At 64.8% G+C, this 21,678-nt stretch carries 22 protein-coding genes and 1 pseudogene; 10 read left to right on the top strand and 13 right to left on the bottom strand.

What is annotated here, in order from left to right; genetic code table 11:
- The 4 genes from GY791_19840 to GY791_19825 all read right to left on the bottom strand — a co-directional run.
- Positions 1 to 145 (bottom strand): hypothetical protein (locus GY791_19840; protein MCP4330652.1); only part of this gene is annotated, 145 nt, incomplete at its 3' end.
- 32 nt (positions 146 to 177) lie between these two features.
- On the bottom strand, positions 178 to 555 hold the full coding sequence (locus GY791_19835) for a nuclear transport factor 2 family protein (GenBank protein ID MCP4330651.1): 378 nt from the start codon (positions 553 to 555) through the stop codon (positions 178 to 180).
- A gap of 112 nt (positions 556 to 667) precedes the next feature.
- A complete protein-coding gene (locus tag GY791_19830; protein MCP4330650.1) occupies positions 668 to 1,711 on the bottom strand; it encodes a TRAP transporter substrate-binding protein in 1,044 nt (347 codons plus the stop codon).
- Between the two features lie 207 nt (positions 1,712 to 1,918).
- The gene (locus GY791_19825; protein ID MCP4330649.1) at positions 1,919 to 2,326 is read right to left on the bottom strand and encodes a hypothetical protein; all 408 of its coding nucleotides are present in this window, start codon (positions 2,324 to 2,326) and stop codon (positions 1,919 to 1,921) included.
- A gap of 224 nt (positions 2,327 to 2,550) precedes the next feature.
- Between GY791_19825 and GY791_19820 the strand changes: the two genes are divergently transcribed.
- The 3 genes from GY791_19820 (at position 2,551) to GY791_19810 (ending at position 4,863) form a co-directional block, all read left to right on the top strand.
- Positions 2,551 to 2,709 (top strand): hypothetical protein, encoded by a 159-nt coding sequence (locus GY791_19820; GenBank protein MCP4330648.1) that lies wholly within the window; start codon positions 2,551 to 2,553, stop codon positions 2,707 to 2,709.
- Between the two features lie 142 nt (positions 2,710 to 2,851).
- Entirely contained in the window at positions 2,852 to 3,166 is a 315-nt protein-coding gene (locus tag GY791_19815; GenBank protein ID MCP4330647.1) for a hypothetical protein, read from the top strand.
- Positions 3,167 to 3,339: 173 nt separating this feature from the next.
- Positions 3,340 to 4,863 carry a YifB family Mg chelatase-like AAA ATPase gene (locus GY791_19810; GenBank protein MCP4330646.1) on the top strand — a complete coding sequence of 508 codons (1,524 nt, stop codon included), beginning with the start codon at positions 3,340 to 3,342 and terminating at the stop codon, positions 4,861 to 4,863.
- A gap of 21 nt (positions 4,864 to 4,884) precedes the next feature.
- Here GY791_19810 and GY791_19805 read toward each other — a convergent pair whose 3' ends face one another.
- Positions 4,885 to 5,793 (bottom strand): cysteine protease, encoded by a 909-nt coding sequence (locus GY791_19805; GenBank protein MCP4330645.1) that lies wholly within the window; start codon positions 5,791 to 5,793, stop codon positions 4,885 to 4,887.
- 236 nt (positions 5,794 to 6,029) lie between these two features.
- Entirely contained in the window at positions 6,030 to 6,797 is a 768-nt protein-coding gene (locus GY791_19800; GenBank protein ID MCP4330644.1) for an SDR family oxidoreductase, read from the bottom strand.
- 646 nt (positions 6,798 to 7,443) lie between these two features.
- Here GY791_19800 and GY791_19795 point away from each other — a divergent pair.
- The gene (locus tag GY791_19795; GenBank protein ID MCP4330643.1) at positions 7,444 to 10,128 is read left to right on the top strand and encodes a cyanophycin synthetase; all 2,685 of its coding nucleotides are present in this window, start codon (positions 7,444 to 7,446) and stop codon (positions 10,126 to 10,128) included.
- Positions 10,129 to 10,294: 166 nt separating this feature from the next.
- Complete coding sequence (locus GY791_19790; protein ID MCP4330642.1) at positions 10,295 to 10,477, top strand: hypothetical protein; 183 nt, start codon at positions 10,295 to 10,297, stop codon at positions 10,475 to 10,477.
- A gap of 453 nt (positions 10,478 to 10,930) precedes the next feature.
- Here GY791_19790 and GY791_19785 read toward each other — a convergent pair whose 3' ends face one another.
- Entirely contained in the window at positions 10,931 to 11,398 is a 468-nt protein-coding gene (locus tag GY791_19785; protein MCP4330641.1) for a M15 family metallopeptidase, read from the bottom strand.
- Positions 11,399 to 11,569: 171 nt separating this feature from the next.
- Here GY791_19785 and GY791_19780 point away from each other — a divergent pair, with 171 nt between their 5' ends.
- The gene (locus GY791_19780) at positions 11,570 to 12,178 is read left to right on the top strand and encodes a hypothetical protein (GenBank protein MCP4330640.1); all 609 of its coding nucleotides are present in this window, start codon (positions 11,570 to 11,572) and stop codon (positions 12,176 to 12,178) included.
- A gap of 97 nt (positions 12,179 to 12,275) precedes the next feature.
- Complete coding sequence (locus GY791_19775; GenBank protein MCP4330639.1) at positions 12,276 to 12,908, top strand: DUF1326 domain-containing protein; 633 nt, start codon at positions 12,276 to 12,278, stop codon at positions 12,906 to 12,908.
- Here GY791_19775 and GY791_19770 read toward each other — a convergent pair.
- Genes GY791_19770 through GY791_19760 form a run of 3 tightly spaced genes read right to left on the bottom strand, consistent with a single transcriptional unit; the run spans position 12,869 to position 15,099 of the window.
- A complete protein-coding gene (locus GY791_19770; GenBank protein ID MCP4330638.1) occupies positions 12,869 to 13,864 on the bottom strand; it encodes a cation diffusion facilitator family transporter in 996 nt (331 codons plus the stop codon). The genes GY791_19775 and GY791_19770 overlap by 40 nt on opposite strands.
- Positions 13,861 to 14,637, bottom strand: a complete 777-nt coding sequence (locus GY791_19765) for a ZIP family metal transporter (protein MCP4330637.1) — start codon at positions 14,635 to 14,637, stop codon at positions 13,861 to 13,863. The genes GY791_19770 and GY791_19765 overlap by 4 nt, the downstream gene beginning before the upstream one ends.
- A 54-nt stretch (positions 14,638 to 14,691) precedes the next feature.
- The gene (locus GY791_19760; GenBank protein ID MCP4330636.1) at positions 14,692 to 15,099 is read right to left on the bottom strand and encodes a nuclear transport factor 2 family protein; all 408 of its coding nucleotides are present in this window, start codon (positions 15,097 to 15,099) and stop codon (positions 14,692 to 14,694) included.
- Between the two features lie 164 nt (positions 15,100 to 15,263).
- Here GY791_19760 and GY791_19755 point away from each other — a divergent pair, with 164 nt between their 5' ends.
- Together GY791_19755 and GY791_19750 are read left to right on the top strand one after the other, a co-directional pair.
- The gene (locus GY791_19755; protein MCP4330635.1) at positions 15,264 to 15,527 is read left to right on the top strand and encodes a hypothetical protein; all 264 of its coding nucleotides are present in this window, start codon (positions 15,264 to 15,266) and stop codon (positions 15,525 to 15,527) included.
- 82 nt (positions 15,528 to 15,609) lie between these two features.
- A complete protein-coding gene (locus tag GY791_19750; protein MCP4330634.1) occupies positions 15,610 to 16,470 on the top strand; it encodes a pirin family protein in 861 nt (286 codons plus the stop codon).
- Here GY791_19750 and GY791_19745 read toward each other — a convergent pair.
- Together GY791_19745 and GY791_19740 are read right to left on the bottom strand one after the other, a co-directional pair.
- Positions 16,467 to 17,750 carry a hypothetical protein gene (locus GY791_19745; GenBank protein ID MCP4330633.1) on the bottom strand — a complete coding sequence of 428 codons (1,284 nt, stop codon included), beginning with the start codon at positions 17,748 to 17,750 and terminating at the stop codon, positions 16,467 to 16,469. The two genes, GY791_19750 and GY791_19745, sit on opposite strands and share 4 nt — an antisense overlap.
- Positions 17,751 to 17,789: 39 nt before the next feature.
- Positions 17,790 to 18,503 (bottom strand): hypothetical protein, encoded by a 714-nt coding sequence (locus GY791_19740; GenBank protein MCP4330632.1) that lies wholly within the window; start codon positions 18,501 to 18,503, stop codon positions 17,790 to 17,792.
- Between the two features lie 167 nt (positions 18,504 to 18,670).
- On the opposite strand from GY791_19740, the gene GY791_19735 reads away from it, so the two are divergent.
- Positions 18,671 to 20,737 (top strand): hypothetical protein, encoded by a 2,067-nt coding sequence (locus GY791_19735; GenBank protein MCP4330631.1) that lies wholly within the window; start codon positions 18,671 to 18,673, stop codon positions 20,735 to 20,737.
- Positions 20,738 to 20,753: 16 nt separating this feature from the next.
- On the opposite strand, the pseudogene GY791_19730 reads toward GY791_19735, so the two are convergent.
- Positions 20,754 to 21,548, bottom strand: a pseudogene (locus GY791_19730) (fatty acid desaturase).
- Positions 21,549 to 21,678 lie beyond the last annotated feature (130 nt).

Raw genomic sequence — 21,678 nt, 5'->3', positions numbered from 1 at the left:
CGCCCGCCTTGGCGCCGGCCGACAGCATCAGGGTGACCGCCGGCACCGCGGCCGACGACAGCGCGGCCTTCTTGAGGAAGGCGCGGCGCGCTTCTGTCCGTTCGGGATCGGTTTCGGTTTCCACGTTTGAAGGTTCGTCTTTCATTGTCATGCTCCCTTGTTGCTGCGCCCGATGCCTTAGCCGCCGGGCTCCGCCGGTGGGGCGTAGAAAGTGATGATCTCTGAGCGGACGCCGTCGTCGCCGACCTTGATCAGTCCGCCGCCGCCCATCGGCGTGCCGGGGATCGCCCACCAGCACCAGGCGGTCAGCGTTTCGCCGTCGTCCGCGGTCACGATTTCGGTCAGTTCCATGAACGGGTCCGGCGCCGGGCCGCCGCACATGTCGGCGATCGCCGCCGAGAACTCGCCGAAATAAGCCTCCATGCCGTCCTTGGGAATCTTGCCCGAGGTCGGTACGTCGAACACGTAGCCGTCCGCCAGACTGCTCATGATGGTGCCGATGTCACCCGCCTGCCAGCCGCGGGCATAGGCGTCGAGATGTTGGTCGCGGCTCATGTCGTGGTCCTCCCCTGGGTCGTTTCGGTATGCAAGCCGCCCAGCCAACGGCAGAGCCCGACTATCCCACAGCAACGGCGGCGCGGCCAAGGCGAAATCGTAATGGTCGGATTCAATCCGCGGTCGCGATACGATCGTTCCACGCCGGGTCCCATACGGCGCGCTCGCGCATATAGCGGGCCAGGCCGGGATGGACCGGGACGAAGGCGACCGCCGACGCGACGCCGCGGCGTTGCATCCCCGGCATGTCGGTTTCGAGCTGCTTGAAGGCGCCGTCGGCCGCGGTCAGCGCAGCGGCGTTGGCCTCGATGATGGTCAACATGCGGTAGACGTCGTCCGCCGGCACCTCGAGCCCGACATGGAATCCATAATGGAGGCGCACGCCGATGACCTCGTCGACCGAATCCGCCGCCATGCCGAAGGCGGCCGGATCGACCCGGGTGACCTCGAAGCCGGCGGCCTCGAGCCGGGCGACCTCGTCCGCGCTCGGGTTGAGCGGGACCCAGTCGGTGTCGGCCGTGCCGGCGGCGATCCACGGCGCGGTGGTGTGCTCCGCGGTCGCGTAAACGCCGATCGCCGCGAGGTGCCCCGCGTCGAGCGCGTCGTGGGCCTCGTGGAGCTCGGCCTCGCGATAATCGTGGTCGATGCCGAGGGCGATGAAGGCGCGCTCGAGCTGGGCCCGGGTGTCGAACGGCGCCGGCCCGGTGAACACCGGCTGGCCGGCGAGGTCACCCCAGGCGGTGAACTTGTCGCGGTCGCGGGCATGGATGCCGAGCCCGATGTCGAAGGTGTAGGCCCAGAACGACTGCACCGGCTGGCGGGTGATCTCGGCCTCGAAGCCGGCGAATCGGTTGACGTCGTTGGCGAGCTCGTAGAACGCCACGTCGGAGCCGTAATAGCCGTCGAAGCCGCCGGTGGCGAAGCTCTTGACCGTATAGATCGCGCCCGGGGTGAGTTCGACCGCGATCCGGTAGTCGGGCATCTTGCGGTTGAGCATTGCGGCCAGCGTCTTGAGCGCGCGGTCGCCGGAAGAGCCGGCCCGCGATGTGCCCCAGGCGATCTCGGTCGGCGGTTGGGGCGCCGGCATGCATGCGGCGACGAACAGCGCGCCAAGCACGACGAGCGCGGCGACGATGAGCGTTCGGAGGCGGGGCATGGCAACTCTCCCGAGATCGAGAGCCACCGACGATAGCAGAAACGGGAGTGGAACGCGCGACCGGCAGAGGCGCGACCGGCAGAGGCGCGACCGCCGCGACTTCAATGGCCAGGAGAACGGCAAGCGCGCCCTCGCGGTGCGGCGGCGGCCAATACCTGCTGCTGAAATTTGCGATTGACCAAGCTTGCGGATGGCTAGGAGCAGAAATCAGCGGGAATGCGTATTTCTTGAGATGCCGAACCTTGCCTCCAACTCCTTCGCAAAGTTCATGACCACGCGCCATTCCGGTCGCTTCTGAAGGTCAGCTACCGAACGCATTTCCGAATCTTTGATTGTCTGAGATGCGTGATGCAATAAACCGTAGAGGACTGCCAAGTCTTTCGTTTCGTCCTCATTGAATGCATCGAGGAAGGATTGGCTCTTTGGGTGATATAGGTCATCGCAGAACATGCAGAAGAGTTCCGCCGGTACATTGGCGATTGGAACATCCTTTTCATACTTTGATTGCAGCGAAGCATGCGCAAGTAGCTCGATTACTTCGAAAACAGCCCCTCGGATGGCCTCTGCTTTTTCATTCATATCAATCTCTTCCTCAGCCGCACGATAGGCATCCAAACGTTAGAAATCGATTAGCATGAGTAGCGCCTAATGGTTTTACGTTGGTCGAATTCCGGGCCACGCAATTGAAAAATCGGCGGCTTAATGGTGCTGATGATCGGCCCACCGGCGGCGCGGCCAAGATGAAATCGGCGTGGCCGCGCACCGCCGCCCCACCCGAGCCCCTAGCCGCTGCCCGCCGCCGCCTCTACAATCGCCTTGCGGTTGAACAAGGGTAGGGCATGGTCGCGCGCGTCAACACGGTCGCGTTCCAGGGCATCGCGGTGCTCGACATCGACGTCCAGGTACAGATGGCCTCGGGGCTGCCCGCCTTCACCATCGTCGGCCTGCCCGACAAGGCGGTCGCCGAATCGCGCGAGCGGGCAGCAAACAATGGCTAATTGTAATGGAACAAACCGGTGCCCGCAGAAGGCAGATGGACTCGCAACTATTCCTTAAAGCCGCTTAGCTACACTAGAAAGTGAACACCCAAGCTTTAGGTCATCGCCAATCATCTTTGCCACTTTGAGGATTGGAGTCATCGTGTGGAAATGGACGTGCGCCGGACTTCTTGTCTTGCTAATGGCCTCGAATGCATGGTGGCTTTACCAGGCGATTGATTTGGCAGTGACAGAAAAATACCGGCAAGCAGAAAAATACGAGCAAGAAAGAACGACTTCTTCACTCATCAGAATCAGCAATGAGCTTGTTCGCGGGTACCTGAAGCAAGACTTGATTGCGCTCTTGCGGAAAACTCATCCCGAGACCGATTTGTTTGAGAAAGAGGGGGCTCTCCATATTCCGTTCCTGTCATTTCCTCTCGACAAGAACGGGAGGGTCGAGGGTATCGAACCCTAATCCAAGGACTGCCGCCGCCGGGGGCGAGGCGATATGATCGACCGGTGTGTAATACGGGACCGTAGTTGGCGGTAGGTTTATGGCGGCTTATGGTCGCCAAATCCCCACCCGACCCCCTAGCCGCTCCGCGGTCCCGCCTCTACAATCGCCTTGCGGTTGAACAAGGGTAGGGCATGGTCGCGCGGGTCAACACGGTCGCGTTCCAGGGCATCGCGGTGCTCGACATCGACGTCCAGGTACAGATGGCCTCGGGGCTGCCCGCCTTCACCATCGTCGGCCTGCCCGACAAGGCGGTCGCCGAATCGCGCGAGCGGGTGCGCGCCGCCTTGAACGCCATCGGCCTCGCCCTGCCGCCGAAGCGCATCACCGTCAATCTGTCGCCCGCCGACGTCGCCAAGGAGGGCAGCCATTTCGACCTGCCGATCGCGCTCGGCCTGCTGGCGGCGATGGAGGCGGTGGCGGCCGACGAGTTGGCCCATTACACGGTCTTGGGCGAGCTCGCCCTCGACGGCGCCATCACCCGGGTCGCCGGCGTGCTGCCGGCGGCGATCGCGGCCGCCGATGCCGGGCGCGGGCTGATCTGTCCCGCCGCCTGCGGCGGCGAGGCGGCGTGGGCGCCGGACATCGAGATCCTCGCCCCGGCCTCGCTGCTGGCGTTGATCAACCACCTGAAGGGCCGCCAGACCCTGACCCCGCCCGAGCCGGCGCTCGACGATTCCGCGGCGGGCGTCCCCGACCTCCGCGACATCAAGGGCCAGGAGAGCGCCAAGCGCGCCCTCGAGGTGGCGGCGGCGGGCGGCCACAATTTGTTGATGATCGGCCCGCCGGGGGCCGGCAAGTCGATGCTGGCGCAGCGCCTGCCTGGCATCCTGCCACCGCTCAGCCCGGCCGAGGCGCTCGAGGTCAGCATGATCCATTCGGTCGCCGGCGCCCTCGAGGGCGGCAAGCTGATGCGGCGGCGGCCGTTCCGCGATCCCCATCATTCGGCCTCGCTGCCGGCGCTGGTCGGCGGCGGCCAACGCGCCCGGCCGGGGGAGATCTCGCTCGCCCACAACGGCGTGCTGTTCCTCGACGAGCTGCCCGAGTTCTCGCGCGCCAGCCTGGAATCGATGCGCCAGCCCTTGGAGACGGCGCGCGTCGTCGTCGCCCGCGCCAACCACCACGTCACCTATCCGGCGCGGGTCCAGCTGGTGGCGGCGATGAACCCGTGCCGCTGCGGCCACCTCGACGACCCGGCGCTGGCCTGCTCGCGGGCGCCCGGTTGCGCCATCGACTACCAGGCCAAGATCTCGGGGCCGCTGTTCGACCGCATCGACCTCCATGTCGACGTGCCGGCGGTGAGCGCCAACGACCTCTCGCTGCCGCCGCCGGCCGAGGGCTCGGCGGAAATCGCCCAGCGTGTGGCCTATGCCCGCGCGGTCCAGGGCGAACGCTACGCCGATCACGCCGGCGCCGACCCGCCGGTGCGGACTAACGCCGACGCCGACGGCGAGCTGCTGGAGGCGGTCGCCGCCCCCGACGCGGCGGGACGCGAGCTGCTGACCGAGGCCGTGGGCAAGCTCAAGCTGTCGGCGCGGGGCTATCACCGGGTGCTGCGGGTCGCCCGCACGCTGGCCGACCTCGAGGGCGCCGCGGGTGTCGCCCGCCGCCACATCGCCGAGGCGCTAAGCTATCGAAGAGTGGTGTTGGCGCGGTGAGGGGCCGTCGCCGTCGTCCGGTCAGATGCCGAACTCCTGGGTGTCCACCCACTCCATGCTGAGCAGCGACCAGAAGTCCAACGCCAGCTTGTCCTCCACATAGGCGTACGGCATCCAGCCGTAACCCTTGTCGCCCCATTCTTCTCCCCAGGAATTGCGGATGAGCAGGGCGCCGGTCGTGGTCTTGTCGCAGATCGTGTTCTTGATCTTCTTCTTGTCGTCGTAGCCGACCGCGACGACGGCATGGGCCCAGTCCGATTTCTCTTCGGGGCACGGGTACGGTATGCCGCCTTTCACGTCGGACGATTCGTAGGAATCGAAGCCCCAGAAGCCGAACATCGACGGAATGCCGGCGGCCAGATACTTCTTGACGCTCGCCAGGACCGCGTCGCCCGAGACGTTCTGTCCGGGGGGTTCGTGCGAGAAATAGTGAAGCGTCTCGAAATTGTCCGCCACGGCATAGACGAAGCTCTCGGGTTCCTTGTCGAAATCGGGATCGGCATCCGTGTAGGGCCAATACCTTTCGTCCGGAACGCCGCAGAGCACCAAGGCCCCCATGGCGTTCCTCAACCATGCCCCCGTATCGCCCTCGACTTGCATGAGATTGCGCGTCGTCTTGTAGACGAAGAGCCGGGAGCCTTCGATGTGCTCGCCGAAGGCGCGGCGCTGGTAGTACTCGACGATCCCGACCGCGGCCTGGGCCGTGCACGACCCCAGTTCGAGTTGGCTCTCGATGGGTGAGCAAAACTTCTTTAGGTCGACCTTCGCGGGCAGCGGGACGTCCTTATCCACGCCAAGCTTCTTGGCCATGACGGCGATCTCCGGCCGCGCCTCCGTGTAATCGCGAAGATCCGGCGGCGGCGGCAACCAACCTGTGCCGACGCTGCGATCGAGCTGTGAAACCCTCAACGATCTATTGGTCATAAACATCTTCGACCCTCCGGCGAGTGGGAATCGATGGAATCCAAAGAACCTCTGGATTGCCTCCGAGGGTGGACCGATAGATGCGCCGTCGCTATGAGATTCCCCACAGACACGTCTCTTCCGCGCGAGTCGCCTCGTGCGCACGCGGTCAGGCAACACCGGTGGCCTCATGTCGCCGAGGCGCTGAGTTATCGACGGGTCGTGCTTGGGCGGTAGGCGAGCCCGGCGCCGTGGTCGCCTTCCTACAGGCTCACCGTCATGCCGCCGTCGACGATCAGCAGGTGCCCGTTGACATAGGCGGCGGCGTCCGAAGCGAGGAAGACGGCGACCCCGCCGACCTCCTCCGGGCGGCCCCAGCGGCCCGCCGGACAGCCGCTTTCGATCATCGCCGAAAAATCGGGGTCTTGGTAAAGCGGTTCGGTCAATTCGGTGCGGATATAGCCCGGCCCGATGGCGTTTGCGGTCACGCCATGGCCGCCGAGCTCGACCGCCAGCGCCGTGGTCAGCCCGGCCAAGGCGTGCTTGGTCGCGACGTAAGCGGGGATGCCGGGCCGGGCGACCCGGGACATGATCGAGGCCATGTTGATGATCCGCCCCCAGCCGTTCTCGACCATCGGCCGGCCGGCCTCGCGGGCGAGCATGAACGACGATGTCAAGTTGGTCCGCACCACCGCCTCCCAGCCGGCGGTATCGGTATCGAGGACAGGGCTGCGGTGGGCCATACCGGCATTGTTGACGAGGATATCGAGCCGGCCCGTCTCGGCGACCGTTCGGGCCACTGCGTCGACGACCGAGCCTTCGTCGGTCACGTCCATGGCAACGACGCTCGCCGCGCCGCCGGCGGACCGGATGGCCGCGGCGTTTTCCGCCAAGGCGTCCTCGCCCCTGGCGGCGAGGACGACGTGGGCGCCCGCCGCCGCCATGGCATCGGCGACCGCCTTGCCCAAGCCGCGCGACGCGCCGGTCACCAACGCGACCCGGCCGTCGAGTGTGAATAGTCCGCTCATGATGACCTTCCGCTGTTGCCCGGAGAAAACCCGTTCGGGCCACAGACTAGAGCAAGATCGTTTCAGATCGAGTCGAACTGAAACGTGAATCTTGCTCTAATTCAAAATGTTAGGGTGTGATTCACGGCTCACTTCGTTGCGACGTGAGCCGATCATACCCTACGCTCTCGCGCCGGGCGAGGACAACCGCCGCCGGCCGCATCGCCGAGGCGCCGAGTTACCGGCGGGTGGTGTTGGTGCGCTAGGGGCGCGCCCGGAGTGACGGACGAAATGCCCCCGTCACCCGATCAGCGCATAGCCGTCGTCGTCCTGGGCGGTCTCGCGGAGCTGGGCCAATTCCGTCGTCCGACTCGTCCTCTTCAACGGCCGACGAATCAGGGCGTTGCAATAGTCCTGAGAACATGTGGGTATATGGCAAGACCTGATCTGATGCGAGATTCGGTGGGGCGGCCAACTTCAGGCAGGGCATCTGGGCAATGCGGGGGCATGCTGTGCGACCTTCCAAGAAACCGACGCTGGGGGACACCACTCCCGTCTTACAAACAACGTCTGGGTTGGCCGGTCGCTTGCCATCGAGGCCCGCGGCTCGCAGGAAGGCGGCGAACCTGTCACCCTTTGACAAGGACAGCTTTGACGATCGGCAAAGACCGTGACGGCCAGGTCCATGATCGTCATGCAGCAATCGACGGTTTATTCGGGACCCAATCTATTCGCGTCGCAGGCCGCGGTTCGCTTCGAAGTCGAGATCGCACGATCGGACATCGACGATCGCGGTCTCGCTTCGAGGGTCCTCGAGTTCTGGTTTGCAGGGATTTCACAGGGCCAGGCCGGATCGCTCGCACCGCCAGATACGATTCCGACGACCGCGCTCGACTGGGCATCTCTTGTCGCGCGTCTGTCCGTGCATCTACAGAACGAAACGACAGGCGCCTCGCTCAGATGGCATCAGGCCTCAGCAAGCTCTGAGCCCGACCGGTACGACCTGTGCTTCGACTGCGAGGATCCGATCATCGGCCTTGCGGCAGGTATTCTCGCTATAGAAACCTTGAACGGTGCCGCGGCGAGAGCCTGTCCTTCGACCTTCACATGCGAAGACGGTTTCGATCTCGAGACCGCGATCGGCGCCTTTTATGAGTTGGCACAGGCGGAACGCCTTACCGCCGGGGCGGCGGCGCTGTTCCGGGAAGCGCGCCGCCGCGGTATCCCGGCTCAGCTTTTCCACGATGCGGAGATCCAGTTAGGGCAGGGGTCGAGGCGGCGCCTGATCCATGGCTCGAGCCTTGACATCGAGGCCGCGGACGCGGTCGACATCAGCGTCGACAAGTCGAAAACGGTTCAGATCCTCCGCGACCATGGAATACCCGTCCCCGAGCAACGACGGGTCGAAACCGCGGACCAGGCGGTCGCGGCCGCCGAGTCATTCGGCGGCGGGCCAGTCATCGTAAAGCCGACTTGCGGCGACTTCGGCCGTGCCGTGTCACTAAGGCTTGACGAACCGAGTGCGATTCGGGCGGCCGCCGCGTCGGCATTTGCGCACGATTCTTCGGCCGTTGTCGAGTCCTACGCGGCGGGAAATGACTATCGCCTCCTGATCCTCGATGGCGATATGATTGCCGCCGCCAAAAGGAATCCGGCGCACGTGGTCGGCGATGGCAAGAGCTCGATACGCGACCTGATTGATGAGCTCAACAGGGATCCACGCCGCGCGCCCCACCATTGGAACGTCCTGACGACGATCGAAATCGATCAAGACCTCGAAGACACCATCGCGGTTCAAGGCATGACGCTTGGCTCGGTCCCCAAGCACGAACAGAAAGTCCGGTTGCGTGCGACGCCGAACCTCTCCACCGGCGGCTGGGCGATCGATGTCACCGACGATGTTCATCCCGACAATCGAGAAATCGCCATTCGCGCGGCCCGGACAATGCGTCTGAGGCTCTGCGGCGTCGATTTCATTTCGCCCGATATCTCGCTCTCCTATCGCGAAGTTGGCGGCGTGGTCTGCGAGGTGAATTCCGGTCCCGGACTGCGCATGCACTATGCCCCCAGCGTCGGCTCGCCGCGCGACGTCGCGGGACGGATCGTCGACGCCATTTACCCCGATCCCGAGGACGCGCGCATTCCGGTCGCCGCGATTACCGGTACCAACGGCAAGACGACGACGACGCGGATGGTTGCCCACATTGCTCGCACCGCCGGCAGCGCGGTCGGCATGACGACTACGGACGGCGCGTTCGTAGATGATGAGCGCGTGATTGAAGGTGAAGCCGCCGGGGCCAATGGCGCCGCTACCATCCTCGGTAATGCCGGCGTCGAGATCGCGGTGCTGGAAACCGCGCGGGGAGGGATATTGGAAAGCGGCCTCGGCTTCCACCGCTGCACAGTCGCTGCGGTACTGAATATCGACGAGGACCATATCGGAGAGGGTGGTATCGAGACCCTTGAGGCCCTGGCAGGTCTCAAGCGGATCGTGGCCGAGGCCGCCGACGATACCGTCGTGCTGAATGCCGACGATTCGCTCTGCGTGGCAATGGCGGCCAGTTGTTCCGCCCGCCATATCTGCTATGTGACGATGGCGTCCGTGTGCTCACTGGTCGAAGCGCACATTGCCGGCGGTGGTCGCGCGGTCCGCCTCGAGGATGTCGCTGGTCGAGAGAGCATCGTACTCCATGACGCGGGCACGCCGAGGCTTGCGCTGGCGGTGAGCGATCTTCCGGCCACGTTCGACGGCCGCGCCCGGCACAATGTACAGAACGCGATGTTCGCGGCAGCCATCGCCTATGGCATAGGGGTCTCTATCGAAGCAATCGATCGCGGGCTTCGCGACTTTAAATGCAGCTTCGCGCTTTCGCCGGGGCGCATGAATTTCTTCGACGGATTACCCTTCCGCCTGCTGATGGATTGGGCGCATAACGAGCCCGGCTTTCGGACGCTTTACAGGACCATCAAGGACGTGCCCGTCGACGGTCAGCGGATCGGACTGATGACGGTTGGCGGCGGCCGCACCGATCGCCAGGTTATGGACATCGGGCGCATGATGGCGGGCTGGTTCGACCACTACGTCCTGTATCACTGGGATGACCGTTTTGGCCGCAGGCCTGAAGAGATCCCGCAACTGATGAAGCAGGGACTCATCGAGATGGGCGTTCCGGCCAACCACGTCACGCTTATCCCGGGCGAGAGTGAGGCGCTCGATGCCTGTCTCCGTATGGCGCGTCCAGGCGATTTCGTCGTACTCGTACCCTACGACAACGAGGAGGCTTGGTCCCGGGTTCAGGCGTTTTCGCGGGAAATCGCGGGGCGCCGGTCGCTCGCATCGGGTGCGATCACTTAGCTCGTCTAGGCTTGCCACGACGGATGTCTCTTTCCGCGGTATTCTGTTCGGTGGGATTCGCGCGCCTTGCCCCTGGTCGGTCCGCTTGACGGCCGATTAGTCGCAGGGTATAGCTAAGACAATTGGTTGGCGTTGGACTATAATCGATTTGGAGGGGGAAAAGAATATGAAGGATAAGGAAGCTCGTAGCCATGTGACCAAGCACGAGGAACTCGACGCACGTACGAAGGCCCGTCGCGAGTTTGTGAGCAAGTTCGGAAAAGCCGCCGCTACCGCGCCTGCGATTACGCTGTTGCTCTCCGCCGGGTCGAAGCGGGCATTCGCCGTAAGAGGCTCGTTCATCGACTGAGTTTCGGCCCCCGAAACCTTCGGCCGAGATTTCCCGGATTTTTCATCTCACTCACCGACTGGGTTTGTCGGGTGGGCGGTTCAGGGCATCCGACGTCCTAATTCGACACATTGCATAATGGCGTTCTTTGCTTCTTGGACCGGTTTGGCCCAATGGGTTGCTTCAGCCTCAATTTCTTAGTCTGCGATCGCTGGCCAAGAGTGACCGAGCAGTGAAAGTCGTCCGGGAATAGCTAGACGTCGGCACATTTCGGCCGCTAAGCGAGATCTGACGTCCGTTGTCACACGGAATAGTCGACGGACGGAATCTAGTGATATCGCCGGCTGAGTCCGCGAAGGACGCGCGCCCGAGTCAACGCGGGACTCGCTCCCGTGCGATCGCCGGCGGCACCGAGACGACGCCCATGGCGCGCGCGCCGGCCGGGACGGTCGCCGTCGTCGGCCAGGCGCCCCGTCACCCGATCAGCGTATAGCCATCGTCGTCGCGCGCCGTCTCGTGCAATTGGGCGAGTTCGACCGTCGTTCGGCCGAACGACTTCTGGAAGTGCGGCTTGTCGGGGAACGAGGTCCAGCGGCCGCCCCATTCCCAGCCCGCAGCCTCGGCGATCGGCGCGATGCGGTCCCAGGGGCAGTCGAAGATGGCGGCGCCGTCGCGGATCTCGCAGACGTCGATGGCGAGCCCGTAATTGTGATAGCTCTGGCCGCCCTTGGCCTTGGTGACGATGCGGCCCGGCGCGGTCCGGCCCTGGGCGAACAGCGCGTCCTGCTCGGCGAACGAGCGGTAGGCCTGGGTCACGCGCAGGCGAACCCCGGTCTCACGCGCGACCGCGTTGATCAGGTCGCAGGCTTCGCGGCGGATCTTCGGATGCAGGGTCGCCAGGCGCTTGTTGGTGTGCCTGTCCCAGGTGTCGAATTCAGCCATCACGCTCTTCCTCGACGCGGCCGCTGGCCGGTCGTCCGCGCACGTTAGGGCGAACGCCCGGGCCGCGCTGTGGGAAGAGTCACACGCCGGAGAGATTTGCCGGCGGTCGCCCGTCGGCGCTATTTGGCCTATACTCGGCCCCCCACAGCGGACCGCGATTTCGAACCGGCGATGGCGAAAAAGACTCCGAGGAGCAAAGCGAAACGGCCGCCGGCGGCGCTCGCCGACCGGGTCGTCGACGAAACCCTGGCGCTGGCCGAGGAAGCGGGCTGGGAGGGCGTGCGCCTGCGCCTCGTCGCCGAGCGCTGCGGCGTCGGCCTGCCCGAGATCCTCGCCCATTACCGCGACATCGACGCCGTCGCCGATGCCTGGTTCGGCCGCGCCTGGGCCGCGATGACGGCACCGCAGCGCGTGGGCTTCGCGGCGCTGCCGGCGCGCGAGCGGCTCGCCCTCGTCCTCACCCGCTGGTTCGATGCCCTGGCGCCGCACCGCGAGGTTTCGGTCGAAATGATCCGCGCCAAGATCTATCCGTCCCACCCCCACCACTGGGTGCCGCTGATCTTCAACCTGTCGCGGACCATCCACTGGCTGCGCGATGCCGCCGGGCTCGACGCCACCGGGCGTCGCCGCGAAATCGAAGAGGTCGGCCTGACCCTGCTGTTCCTGGCCACGCTCGCGGTGTGGGCGCGCGACGACAGCGCCGGCCAGGAACGGACCCGCGAATTCCTGCGCCGCCGCCTCGCCATGGCCGACGCCGCAATGGCGCGGCTGTACCGGTAGCGTCGGCCGTAATCGGCGCCGGGTCGTTGACAGGCGGCAGAAGGGTATCCAAACACAACGCAGAGACATCGAAAAACACAGAGGGAAGGGAATCACCATGGCGGAGACGAATTGGGCCCTGATGGGCAAGTACGTGGAGTTCTGCAGCTGCGACCGGGCCTGCCCGTGCGACGGGGCGGCGGCGCCGACCCACGGCCACTGCAACGGCATCGTCGGCCTCGACATCGAGCGCGGCCATTACGGCGACGTCGCGCTCGACGGCCTGTCGGTGGTCGCCATCTTCCATTTTCCCGGCGCCATGCATCACTGCGACGGCCACCTCCACACCATTCTGTCCGAGGACGCGAGTGACGCCCAGCGCGACGCGCTGTTCGAGATTCTGTCCGGCGACGGCCAGCCGACGGGCAGCATCTTCGACATCTTCGATTGCCTCATCGAGCATCGCCACGCGCCGCTCCTGAAGCCGATCAAGTTCGATTGGGACATCGCCAACGGGAATGCCCGGGTCGACGTGCCGGGGGTCGTTCGGGCCGCCACCGAGGCCGGCGACGGTTCGGCCACCGGCACCCCGGCGGCGGGCTCGACGGGCCTGATGCTGAATGAAGGCGGGTCCGGGTTGGGGTCGGCGGAGAGCACCGGCGACATCGCCTTCGAACTCAACGGCTGCCACGCCTCGTTGTCGCAATTCACCTATGATGAATCGGGCATGACCTTCGCGCCGCGCGCCTGATCCGGCGGCGGCGGTTCGTCGTCGAGGCAGTGGCCGGGCTCGATCTGAATGGTCGCGTGATCGATGTTGTAGTGGGCCTTCAGAAAGCGCTTGATCGCCATCAGCGTGGCATGGTGATCGGTGCCGTCGGCGACCTCCGCGTGGAGCGTCATCAGCGGGCGCTCCTGGGTCAGCATCCAGGCATGGACGTGGTGGACCGCCTCGACCTCTGGCACCTCGGCGACGAGGTCCGCCTTCAGCGCCGTCTCGTCGAGCCAGTCGGGGGCGCCCTCGAGCAAAATATGGATCGACCGCCGGGTCAGCTTCACCGCGCTTCTCAGGATCAGCAGCGCGACCAAGATCGACAGCAGCGGGTCGATCGGCGTCCATCCGGTGGTCATGATGACCAGCGCCGCGACGATGGTCGCCACCGATCCCAACAGGTCGCCGAGCACGTGGAGGGCGGCGCCCTGGATGTTAAGGTTGTGGCGCGACCCGCGATGGAGAATGACGAAGGCGACGATGTTGACGGCGAGGCCGCCGGCGGCGACGGCGAGCATCGGCGTTGCCAGGACCTCGACCGGATCGGCCAGCCGGCGCACCGCCTCGATAGCGATCCAGATGACGATGACGACCAGTGACACCCCGTTGACGAAGGCGGCGAGAACCTGAAAACGGTGGTAGCCATAGGAGCGCCGCGCGTCGTTCGACCAGCGGGCAGCGCGGAAGGCGGCCCAGGCCAGCGCCAGCGCGGCGGCATCGGTGAGCATGTGACCGGCATCGGCGAGCAGGGCGAGCGAACCGGAAAGCAGGCCGCCGACGATTTCCGCGACCATGTAGCCGGCGGTCAAGACCAGCGCCCACAGGATGCGTTTTTCGTTGGCCGCGTCGACGCCCGGACCGTGGTCGTGGGAATGGCCGCGGGACGCCGCGGCGGCGCCGGCGCCGTTTGACGGACCTGTGTCGTCGGCCGTCATGCGACGAGCGACAGCGCGGCCATGATCGCCAGGCCGGCGACGAAAAGGACCAGGTCCCACCAGCTCGCCTTCTTGTGGAAGAAGGTCTCATGGATGACGTCGAGGGCGGCGATATAGAGAAAGGTGCCAGCGGCCAGGGCGTCGAAGCTGGCCTCGACCAGCAACCCGGTGCGGTCGGTCAGGAGATGCTGGAAGCCGGTGCCGAGGGCCAGCCCGATCGGCGTCGCGACCGAAAACGCGCCGACCACCTTGACCAGGGTCGAAGTCGAGGCGCCGCCGCGAAGCAGGATCGACCCCAGGGTGAAGGCGGCGGCGAACTTGTGCACGGCGAGCGCGCCGGCGAGCGCGAACACCGTCAGCTCGGCCGGTTTCGAGCCGACGGCGAACCCGGCGAGGACGGCATGGAGGCTGAGCGCGATGGCCAGGACCGGCGCCGCGGTCACCGCCCCCTCGGCCTTCGGGTGATGGGCCTCGGGGTCGTAGAGCAGGCGCTCGAGCGCCAGGATGCCGACGAAGCCGATTGCGCACAGGGTGAAGCCGATGGGGAATTCGTGGCCCGGATAGAGCTCTTCGAAATGAAGATGGGCCTCGGGCAGAAAATGGAACAGGCCGGCACCCAACAGAAACCCACCGGCGGCGGCGTTGGCGTGGGCCGCCGAGGCGCGCGTGGCGCCGGCCGAGCCGACCACCACTTTCGCCACCCAGCCGCCGAGCCAGGCGGCGGTCAGTATCATGACCGCGATAATGATCTTGCCCGTCACATCGTCGCTCATCGCGATCCCATCGCGCCGACGTCATAGACGATGGCGCGCACGTCACCCATCGCTTTAAAGGCCTTCGCGTATTTGCCGCTCGTATTCGACCGCATCGTATCCGCCGTCGGCATGCACGATAAGTAGGTCGTCGGAGAGACGCCAATTCTGCCACCCGGGTATGCGCACGAAATTCCCCGTGCCGCCCGGCCCGCTGTTGGTGCCTTCGAGCGTCCACGGGTAGATCGCCTGGTTCCCGCCCGAACGAAGATCATCCATCCGCAGCACCAAATCGGGAAAGTCTTCGAAGAAGGCCCCCATCGTTTCGGCAATCGCAGGGCGGCCGACGGTCGGTTCTCCGGCATTGATCATGCTGATGGCCTTTTCCGCGAAGAAAGACGCGACCGCATCGGCATCATGGGAACACCAGGCCTCGGTATATTTTCGGCCCAATTCTTCGGCTTCGCTCTGCGAAATCGGCATTATTCGGCCTCCCCTTGATGGAAGCGGTACAGTAGGTCGCAGCCCGGCCGGGGGTCAATCGACGCCGCCAACCGCCACCGCACTGGAACGCACTTCACGCCGAGGGCGCCGGGGGGTTACGCTGTTCGAACCGATGACACCCCGGCAACTATGCGAGGCCGATCATGAAGCTCAACGTCCGCGCCTTCGCCGTGGCCGTCGCGATCTGGTGGGGCGCAATGGTCTTTCTCATCACCTGGTGGCTGATCGTCAGCGAGGGGATCGGCGTCGATCCCAACCCGATCGCCCGGCTCTATCCCGGCTACCGCGTGTCGCCGCTGGGCAGCCTGATCGGGCTCGCCTGGGGCCTGATCGACGGCCTCGTCATGGGCGCCGCGCTGGCCTGGCTCTACAACCGCTTCGCCAACCGGTTCGCGGTCCGCGCGTAAGGGTCGGCCGGCGGCCTTCACATCGCCGGCGCGGGACTTATCTAAGGCGCGAGACGAAAGGATTGTTGCACGGGAGATGACGATGACGAGCGTGGCCGACGAAACCACCGCCATCCGACCGGTTCGACAGGTCGTCCGCGGCATCCCGGCGAGCGACGGCGCGGGCGTCCGCCTGACCCGGGTCATCGGCTCGCCGGCGCTGCCCGACCTCGACCCCTTCCTGCTGCTCGACGAGTTCCGCTCGGACGATGCCGGCGATTACCTGGCCGGCTTTCCCGACCATCCCCATCGCGGCTTCGAGACCGTGACCTATATGCTCGCCGGGCGCATGCGTCACGGCGACAACCAGGGCAATACGGGCCTGCTCCGCGCCGGCAGCGTGCAATGGATGACCGCCGGCCGCGGCATCGTCCACTCGGAGATGCCGGAACAGGAGGACGGCCTGATGTGGGGCTTCCAACTGTGGGTCAATTTGCCGGCCAAGGACAAGATGACGGCGCCGCGCTACCAGGATATCGATCCGGCGGCAATCCCGACGGCGACGCCTGCCCGGGGTGTGACGGTCAAGGTCATCGCCGGGCGGGTCGGCGACGTGGCCGGGCCGGTCGCCGCGGTAGTGACGGAACCGCTCTATCTCGACGTTGCCCTGGCAGCCGGGGCGCGTTTCCGCCACCACTTGCCGGCGGGCCACGCCGGCTTCGTTTATGTCTATGACGGCGAGGCCGGAATCGATATCGCCGGCACTGCGGTGGCGCGCGGCGAATTGGCCGTCCTCGGCAGCGGCGACACGGTCGCGGTGACCGCGTCTGGCGCGCCCGCGCGGCTGCTGCTGGTCGCCGGCCGGCCGCTCGGCGAGCCGGTCGCCAAATACGGACCCTTCGTCATGAACACCGAGGCCGAGATCCGCCAGGCCATCGCCGACTTCCAAGGTGGACGGTTCTAGGGCGCGGGGGCGTTTGTTGGGGAGTTGAGGCCGGCATAGTAGGAAAAACCGTACCAATCGGCGAGCTCGCGAATTTGCTCGTAGGTCAGGTGATCATCACCATGGCGACCCGCTAGGAGCTCGCTCAGTCGCTCATGTTCGATTTTGCTCATGTCATCAAGCTTTTGCACGGCCGCGATTTGCGGATCGCTAGATCTACCGCCGATGGCACGAGTGTCCGATAGCTTGAACGACGCTCGCCTCGTCAGAATGTAGTCGATCAAACCGGGCCATTTCTCCGCCAGGACGAGGAATCGCGCCAGCCGATCGAGATCGTAGAGGTCCGGCCGGGTGGCGGCGGTGAGGTAGCTTTGCAAACGAAGACCGTTGATGAACCGCTTGAGACGACGCGGGTTTCGAAAGTGCCGGCTGCCGTAGTATTTGGCCGTGCTCACGAGCTCATCGGAATCCTTGGGAGTTTTCTCTGCGGGGAGACGACCGAGGATTTTGCGCATCGCACGCAGAGGCTGACCGGCGGCCACTTTTTCGTCGGCTGGCCGGAAACCGGCAACGGCCATCCCGTCCGTCGCGGGGTCTTCATCTTGCACCATCGTTTCGTCGTCGTCCGCGTCCTGGCGCATGGACTGTTCGATAAAATGTTCGATGGCGCTTTCGGCAACCGTCGGCAGGCTGAGCCGCGCCTGGATGATCTTTTCGAGGAACTTATAGCCGCTGCCGTGTTCCATGGCGGTGGCGGCGACGTCGACGGAATGGGCCAACTCCCCGCGCTCGCTCTTGATCACGTTGGCGACGATGGTCAGGTCCATGCCGAGCACGAAGATACAGCTCTTGGAGACCGCGGCGAGCTGAAGCGCTTCGATGATTTCGCCGAGGACGGCGCCCTTGCAACAATCGAGATCGTCGATGAAGACGATGACCTTCATGGTATCGGGAACGGCTTTGTGGAGCTGTTCCATCTCGTCTTCGAATTGCGACAGGGTACCGATCTTGTCCTTGAAATCCGTTTTCTCGATGTATTCGAGCAGATTCAATCCCAGGCTCTGGGTCAGGTTGACGTAGAGATAGACGAGGGCGATCAGCAACACCAAGCCGAGGGCCAGATACCAGAACAGGTTTTCGGTCCATGCCTGCCCGGCAATCTGCGCCGTCGTGGCCGCATAGAACGACTGGAACAGGGCATAATCCTTGAGCCCGTTTTCGACGACGATGTTCCAATCGAGAAACAACAGCATCACGATCAACGCCAGAAATCCTAGCGCGACCACTGCCCGGATCGCCAATCCGAAATCGGCGTGCCGCCGGAGCTTTTTCAGGAAGCGTTAGGATCGAAATTGGAGCTCCTGCCCCGGGGTTAGATTTTGCCTGATACAGCGCGTCACGTTGGCGATGAACGCCGCCCAGACCTGCGCGGCTTCCCCGTACTTCCAAGGGTTGAACGTAGTCGTCGCGATGCGGACTGGTGCCGTCTCGGCCGCCGATTCCAGGTCGGCGGCGATCAACTTCATGAACGACGTCTTGCCGCGGCCCCAGGGCGCGTTGATCGCGATCGCGAGCGGCGGTTTGGTCTCGCGGGCGAGAAGGAATCGCGCGACGGCTTCCGCTCGCGGTCCGAATTTCAGTGCATCCTGACCGCGGGTCTCGATCGCCTGGTCGCTGAGCGCGGCCGTTTTCACACCGGCGTCGGTCGGCGGTTCTGTCTCTTGCCCTGGATCCGCTTTTTTCGGTTGCTCGCCCAAGTCATGGGCTTCGTCAGTGCTGCCTTCCGATGGCGCTTGCTCTTGCGGAGGGGATTGTATTGCCGCGTGCTGTTGGCGCAACGCATCCAGGGTTCGCGGCCCGAGGATACCGTCGGCATCCAGCTTGATTCCGCTCTTGACCAGTTGGTTTTGAATGTCGCGAATCCCCGCCGCGCGGGATTTCGGATCGCTGAAATCGACGCCGTAAAAATCCCGCGCCCAAGCCAGGGTCTCTGTATCTTCTTCCGACAAATTCTCGAGGCCGAGACTCGATCCGATATCGGGTTCGGTCGCCATGCCGAAACCTCCTGCCGTGACGAGCACGGGGCGCGCAGCATTGCCACGAACCTACCTACGGCTGCAAAGAACTATAGCGCGGGCATGCAACTTGGGACCACCTTGTCAAATGCCGAACATGCAATAGACTTTGCACCAACAAATCCAAGGGGGAGTGAAACCCGAACATGGCGGTATCGGACGCGGTTCGCGGAGAGAGGTTGGTCGAGCTTGCCCGATCGGCGTACGCCGCCGACACCGGCGGCATAAGCGAGATCGAGCGCGCGTTTCTTGCCGCCTCCACTGGGCCGGGGCCAGGCTACGTGCCCCGGGACGATGGACAATCCGGCGCCGCGGTCGCCGGCGCCTTGATCGCCTGGCTCTTCACCGATTCCGCGGCACGCGAGCACCTGCATCCGCAGGGCGTACGTCTGACCGCAGCCAATGTCGAGGGGATGATCGACCTTACCGGCGCACGCGATAGGGTTTCTCTCAGGCTGACCGGTTGCGTTATCGCGGCGGGCATCAGGCTCGACGGCGCCGAGTTGGGCGCGGTTGATTTGTCGGCCAGCAAGATCGGACCGCTTTCGGCGGAAAATGCCCGGGTGTTCGCCGATTTCGAGATCGGCGGTGGCGATCCCGGAGGTATGGATTCGGCGCTGTCACATCCCACGGATGCCGCCGAACATCAGACCGAGCGCAATCGTGTCGGGGCGGTCCTAACCGGGCCGGTCCTGCTCGAAGGGCTTGAAGTGCGCGGCGATCTTTCGTTCGCCGAGGCCCGTTTCGCGGCGCCGACGCGATTCGACGACAAGGCCGCATGCCAGGTCCGCTTGAGCCATGCCCGGGTCACCGGCGATCTCATATTCGATGACGCCGAGATCCACCGCCTGATCCACCTCGACAATGCACGGATCGGCGGCGATCTCCGCTTCGCACGCAGCGTCGTCCATGCGGCCCCAATTACCCGAGCACTGAGCGGGTCGCCGGACCTGCCGGCGGGACGGCGGGAATCCTATTTTCGCCTCGAGGCCATCAACCTCAAGGGTCTCCAGGTTGAGGGTTCGCTGTTCTTTGAGCAGGCGCACATAGACGAGCGCATCCGAGCCCTGAACTGCACGATCCGCGGCGACGTCGATCTCAAGGATGTCGAGTTCATCGCTCCGGATTCGGGCGGCGAAGCCGACACCGCCGAGAACGGGCTCATCCTGACCAATTCGTTCGTCGGCGAGAAGCTGATGCTGATGAACGTGACGGCGACCGATAACACGCGGCTGAACTTTCGCTTTTCGAGAGCCAAGACCTTTCTGATGCCGCCCCTGCAAAGCAAATGGCCGGCGCCCGGCAACCTCGATCTCTATGGCTTCGTCTACGAAGAGATCTCGCATCTGGTCGACCGTGACCGCTATGTGCGTGACGACCCCCGGCTCAAATATGCGACGCTGAGCAGCATCACCCAAGCCTGGCTCGAGCGCAGCCAGCCCCAAGTCGCCGGTGAATCGCAGCGTGGCGATCCGGTGCGCTTTCACCCGCAGCCCTACGCCCGCTTAGCCACTGTTCTCAATGCCCAGGGCTACCGCAAGGAAAGCCTCGACCTGCTTGTCGAGATGGAGCGGCGTACCATAGAGGGCGTTGCCGCGCGCCGTCCCTGGTTGCCGCGCAATTTGACAAGACTCGGATCGTGGACCCTGCGCGCGACCATCGAATACGGCTATCGGCCGCTGCGCGTGTTCTGGTGGATGGTGTGGACGGTGGTGATCGCGACGCTCGTGTTTTGGATGTGCTATCGCCATGACCTATTCAGTGTGACGGACCCAAATGTCTACTTGAGTGACCTCTACACCACCTGCGCGCCGGACCCCCGAACCGGGGCGCCCCCTCCCGGCTGCCCCATTCCGGCTCTTGATCCAGAGCGCATGCCGCCCCACCGATATGTGCCGTTTGACGCATTCCTTTACGCGATTGACACCTTCGTACCGATCCTCGACCTCGGCGTCGACACGGCGTGGGCACCCAACCCCAACAACTGTTGGAATGACAAACGACCGCCTCATCCCGAAAGGCCGTTGCGGCCCCGTGACGAGTCGCGCCTCGCCGTCTGTTCCGGATTCGAACAGGGCGTCGGCATACCGGCGGGCGCGCTGCTGGAATATTTCGTTCACGTCTTTTTCGTCCCGTTTGGTTGGCTGCTGTCGACCCTATTCTTTTTAGGAATTACCGGTCTGACCAAGAGCCGCAACACCGACGCCGCATAGCCCGCCGCCGGAGATTTCAAAACACCGGCGCGGTGCGCAGCTCGGGCACCACGCGGTCGAGGCGCGCGGCGAGTGCCGGCAGATTGCGGGTCGGTACCTGCGGAAACAGGTGATGCTCGGCATGATAGAACATGTTATAGGTCATCACGCTGCCGAGCCGGCCGCGCTGGGTGCGGGCCGGAAACAACCGGCCGGCTCAGTGGTTGTGAACCGTCCACACCGCAAAGAAGGCGGTCAGGCATTGGCCCGCGCCCATGACGGCGACGTGGTAGACGAGAAAGTCGGCGCCGAACCAGGCCAGCACGGCGGCGATCCAAAACGCGTTGGCGATCAGCTCCGCCGCCACCCAACGCCGCGTCCGGGCGTTGCCTTCGCGTAGCGCGGTGGCATGAAGCAGCACCGGAAATAGGGGGCCGAAAGCGATCGCCTGGAGGCCGCTCATTGCCGCGCTGACGCCTTCGACATCCGCCGTCGTCATGCAATATTTGTGATGCCGCAGGTGGTTGAAGCGAACCGCGTGCATCGACCCCAGCATCACGATGCTGAGGACCAAGAGCACCGCGTCGGTGCCGCGCCGGCCCAATCCGACGGCGCTATGCTGGGCGTTGTGGGACAGACGAAGGCCGGTCAGGAAGACCATGAACGAGGCCGCCAGCGCGGCCGGGTAAAGCTGTTGGTGGGCCAAGGCGAGCGATGCCGCCAGCCAGGGCAGCGGCAGCATCAACTCGTTGGCGATCTCCGGCCGGCTCAATTGCACCAGGTCGCGCCACCGCACAGCGGCGAGGCGCGGATCGCTCAGGCCCTCGTGCATCGCGCTGCGACCCGTGTACGCCGGCAGATCCGCTCCCCGCGTCACCAGTCGCCGATAGAGCGGCGGGTCGAAACCGGTAGTCCCGGTGACGGTGGCGCAAGATGTCGGGCCGGGGAAATATCGCGCCTGG

The organism is Alphaproteobacteria bacterium (assembly GCA_024244705.1).
In the GTDB taxonomy this organism is placed as follows: domain Bacteria; phylum Pseudomonadota; class Alphaproteobacteria; order JAAEOK01; family JAAEOK01; genus JAAEOK01.
Note: the sequence above shows the minus strand (reverse complement) of the source record. Positions and strands in the feature narration are given on the sequence as shown.

Excerpts from the sequence above, each read along its gene's own strand:
- GY791_19755 (MCP4330635.1), top strand. The coding sequence starts at position 15,264 with ATGAAGCTCAACGTCCGCGCCTTCGCCGTGGCCGTCGCGATCTGGTGG.
- GY791_19785 (MCP4330641.1), bottom strand. The coding sequence starts at position 11,398 with ATGGCTGAATTCGACACCTGGGACAGGCACACCAACAAGCGCCTGGCG.
- GY791_19830 (MCP4330650.1), bottom strand. The coding sequence starts at position 1,711 with ATGCCCCGCCTCCGAACGCTCATCGTCGCCGCGCTCGTCGTGCTTGGC.
- GY791_19735 (MCP4330631.1), top strand. The coding sequence starts at position 18,671 with ATGGCGGTATCGGACGCGGTTCGCGGAGAGAGGTTGGTCGAGCTTGCC.
- GY791_19760 (MCP4330636.1), bottom strand. The coding sequence starts at position 15,099 with ATGCCGATTTCGCAGAGCGAAGCCGAAGAATTGGGCCGAAAATATACC.
- GY791_19780 (MCP4330640.1), top strand. The coding sequence starts at position 11,570 with ATGGCGAAAAAGACTCCGAGGAGCAAAGCGAAACGGCCGCCGGCGGCG.
- GY791_19835 (MCP4330651.1), bottom strand. The coding sequence starts at position 555 with ATGAGCCGCGACCAACATCTCGACGCCTATGCCCGCGGCTGGCAGGCG.
- GY791_19805 (MCP4330645.1), bottom strand. The coding sequence starts at position 5,793 with ATGTTTATGACCAATAGATCGTTGAGGGTTTCACAGCTCGATCGCAGC.
- GY791_19820 (MCP4330648.1), top strand. The coding sequence starts at position 2,551 with ATGGTCGCGCGCGTCAACACGGTCGCGTTCCAGGGCATCGCGGTGCTC.
- GY791_19790 (MCP4330642.1), top strand. The coding sequence starts at position 10,295 with ATGAAGGATAAGGAAGCTCGTAGCCATGTGACCAAGCACGAGGAACTC.
- GY791_19770 (MCP4330638.1), bottom strand. The coding sequence starts at position 13,864 with ATGACGGCCGACGACACAGGTCCGTCAAACGGCGCCGGCGCCGCCGCG.
- GY791_19740 (MCP4330632.1), bottom strand. The coding sequence starts at position 18,503 with ATGGCGACCGAACCCGATATCGGATCGAGTCTCGGCCTCGAGAATTTG.
- GY791_19765 (MCP4330637.1), bottom strand. The coding sequence starts at position 14,637 with ATGAGCGACGATGTGACGGGCAAGATCATTATCGCGGTCATGATACTG.
- GY791_19750 (MCP4330634.1), top strand. The coding sequence starts at position 15,610 with ATGACGAGCGTGGCCGACGAAACCACCGCCATCCGACCGGTTCGACAG.
- GY791_19775 (MCP4330639.1), top strand. The coding sequence starts at position 12,276 with ATGGCGGAGACGAATTGGGCCCTGATGGGCAAGTACGTGGAGTTCTGC.
- GY791_19810 (MCP4330646.1), top strand. The coding sequence starts at position 3,340 with ATGGTCGCGCGGGTCAACACGGTCGCGTTCCAGGGCATCGCGGTGCTC.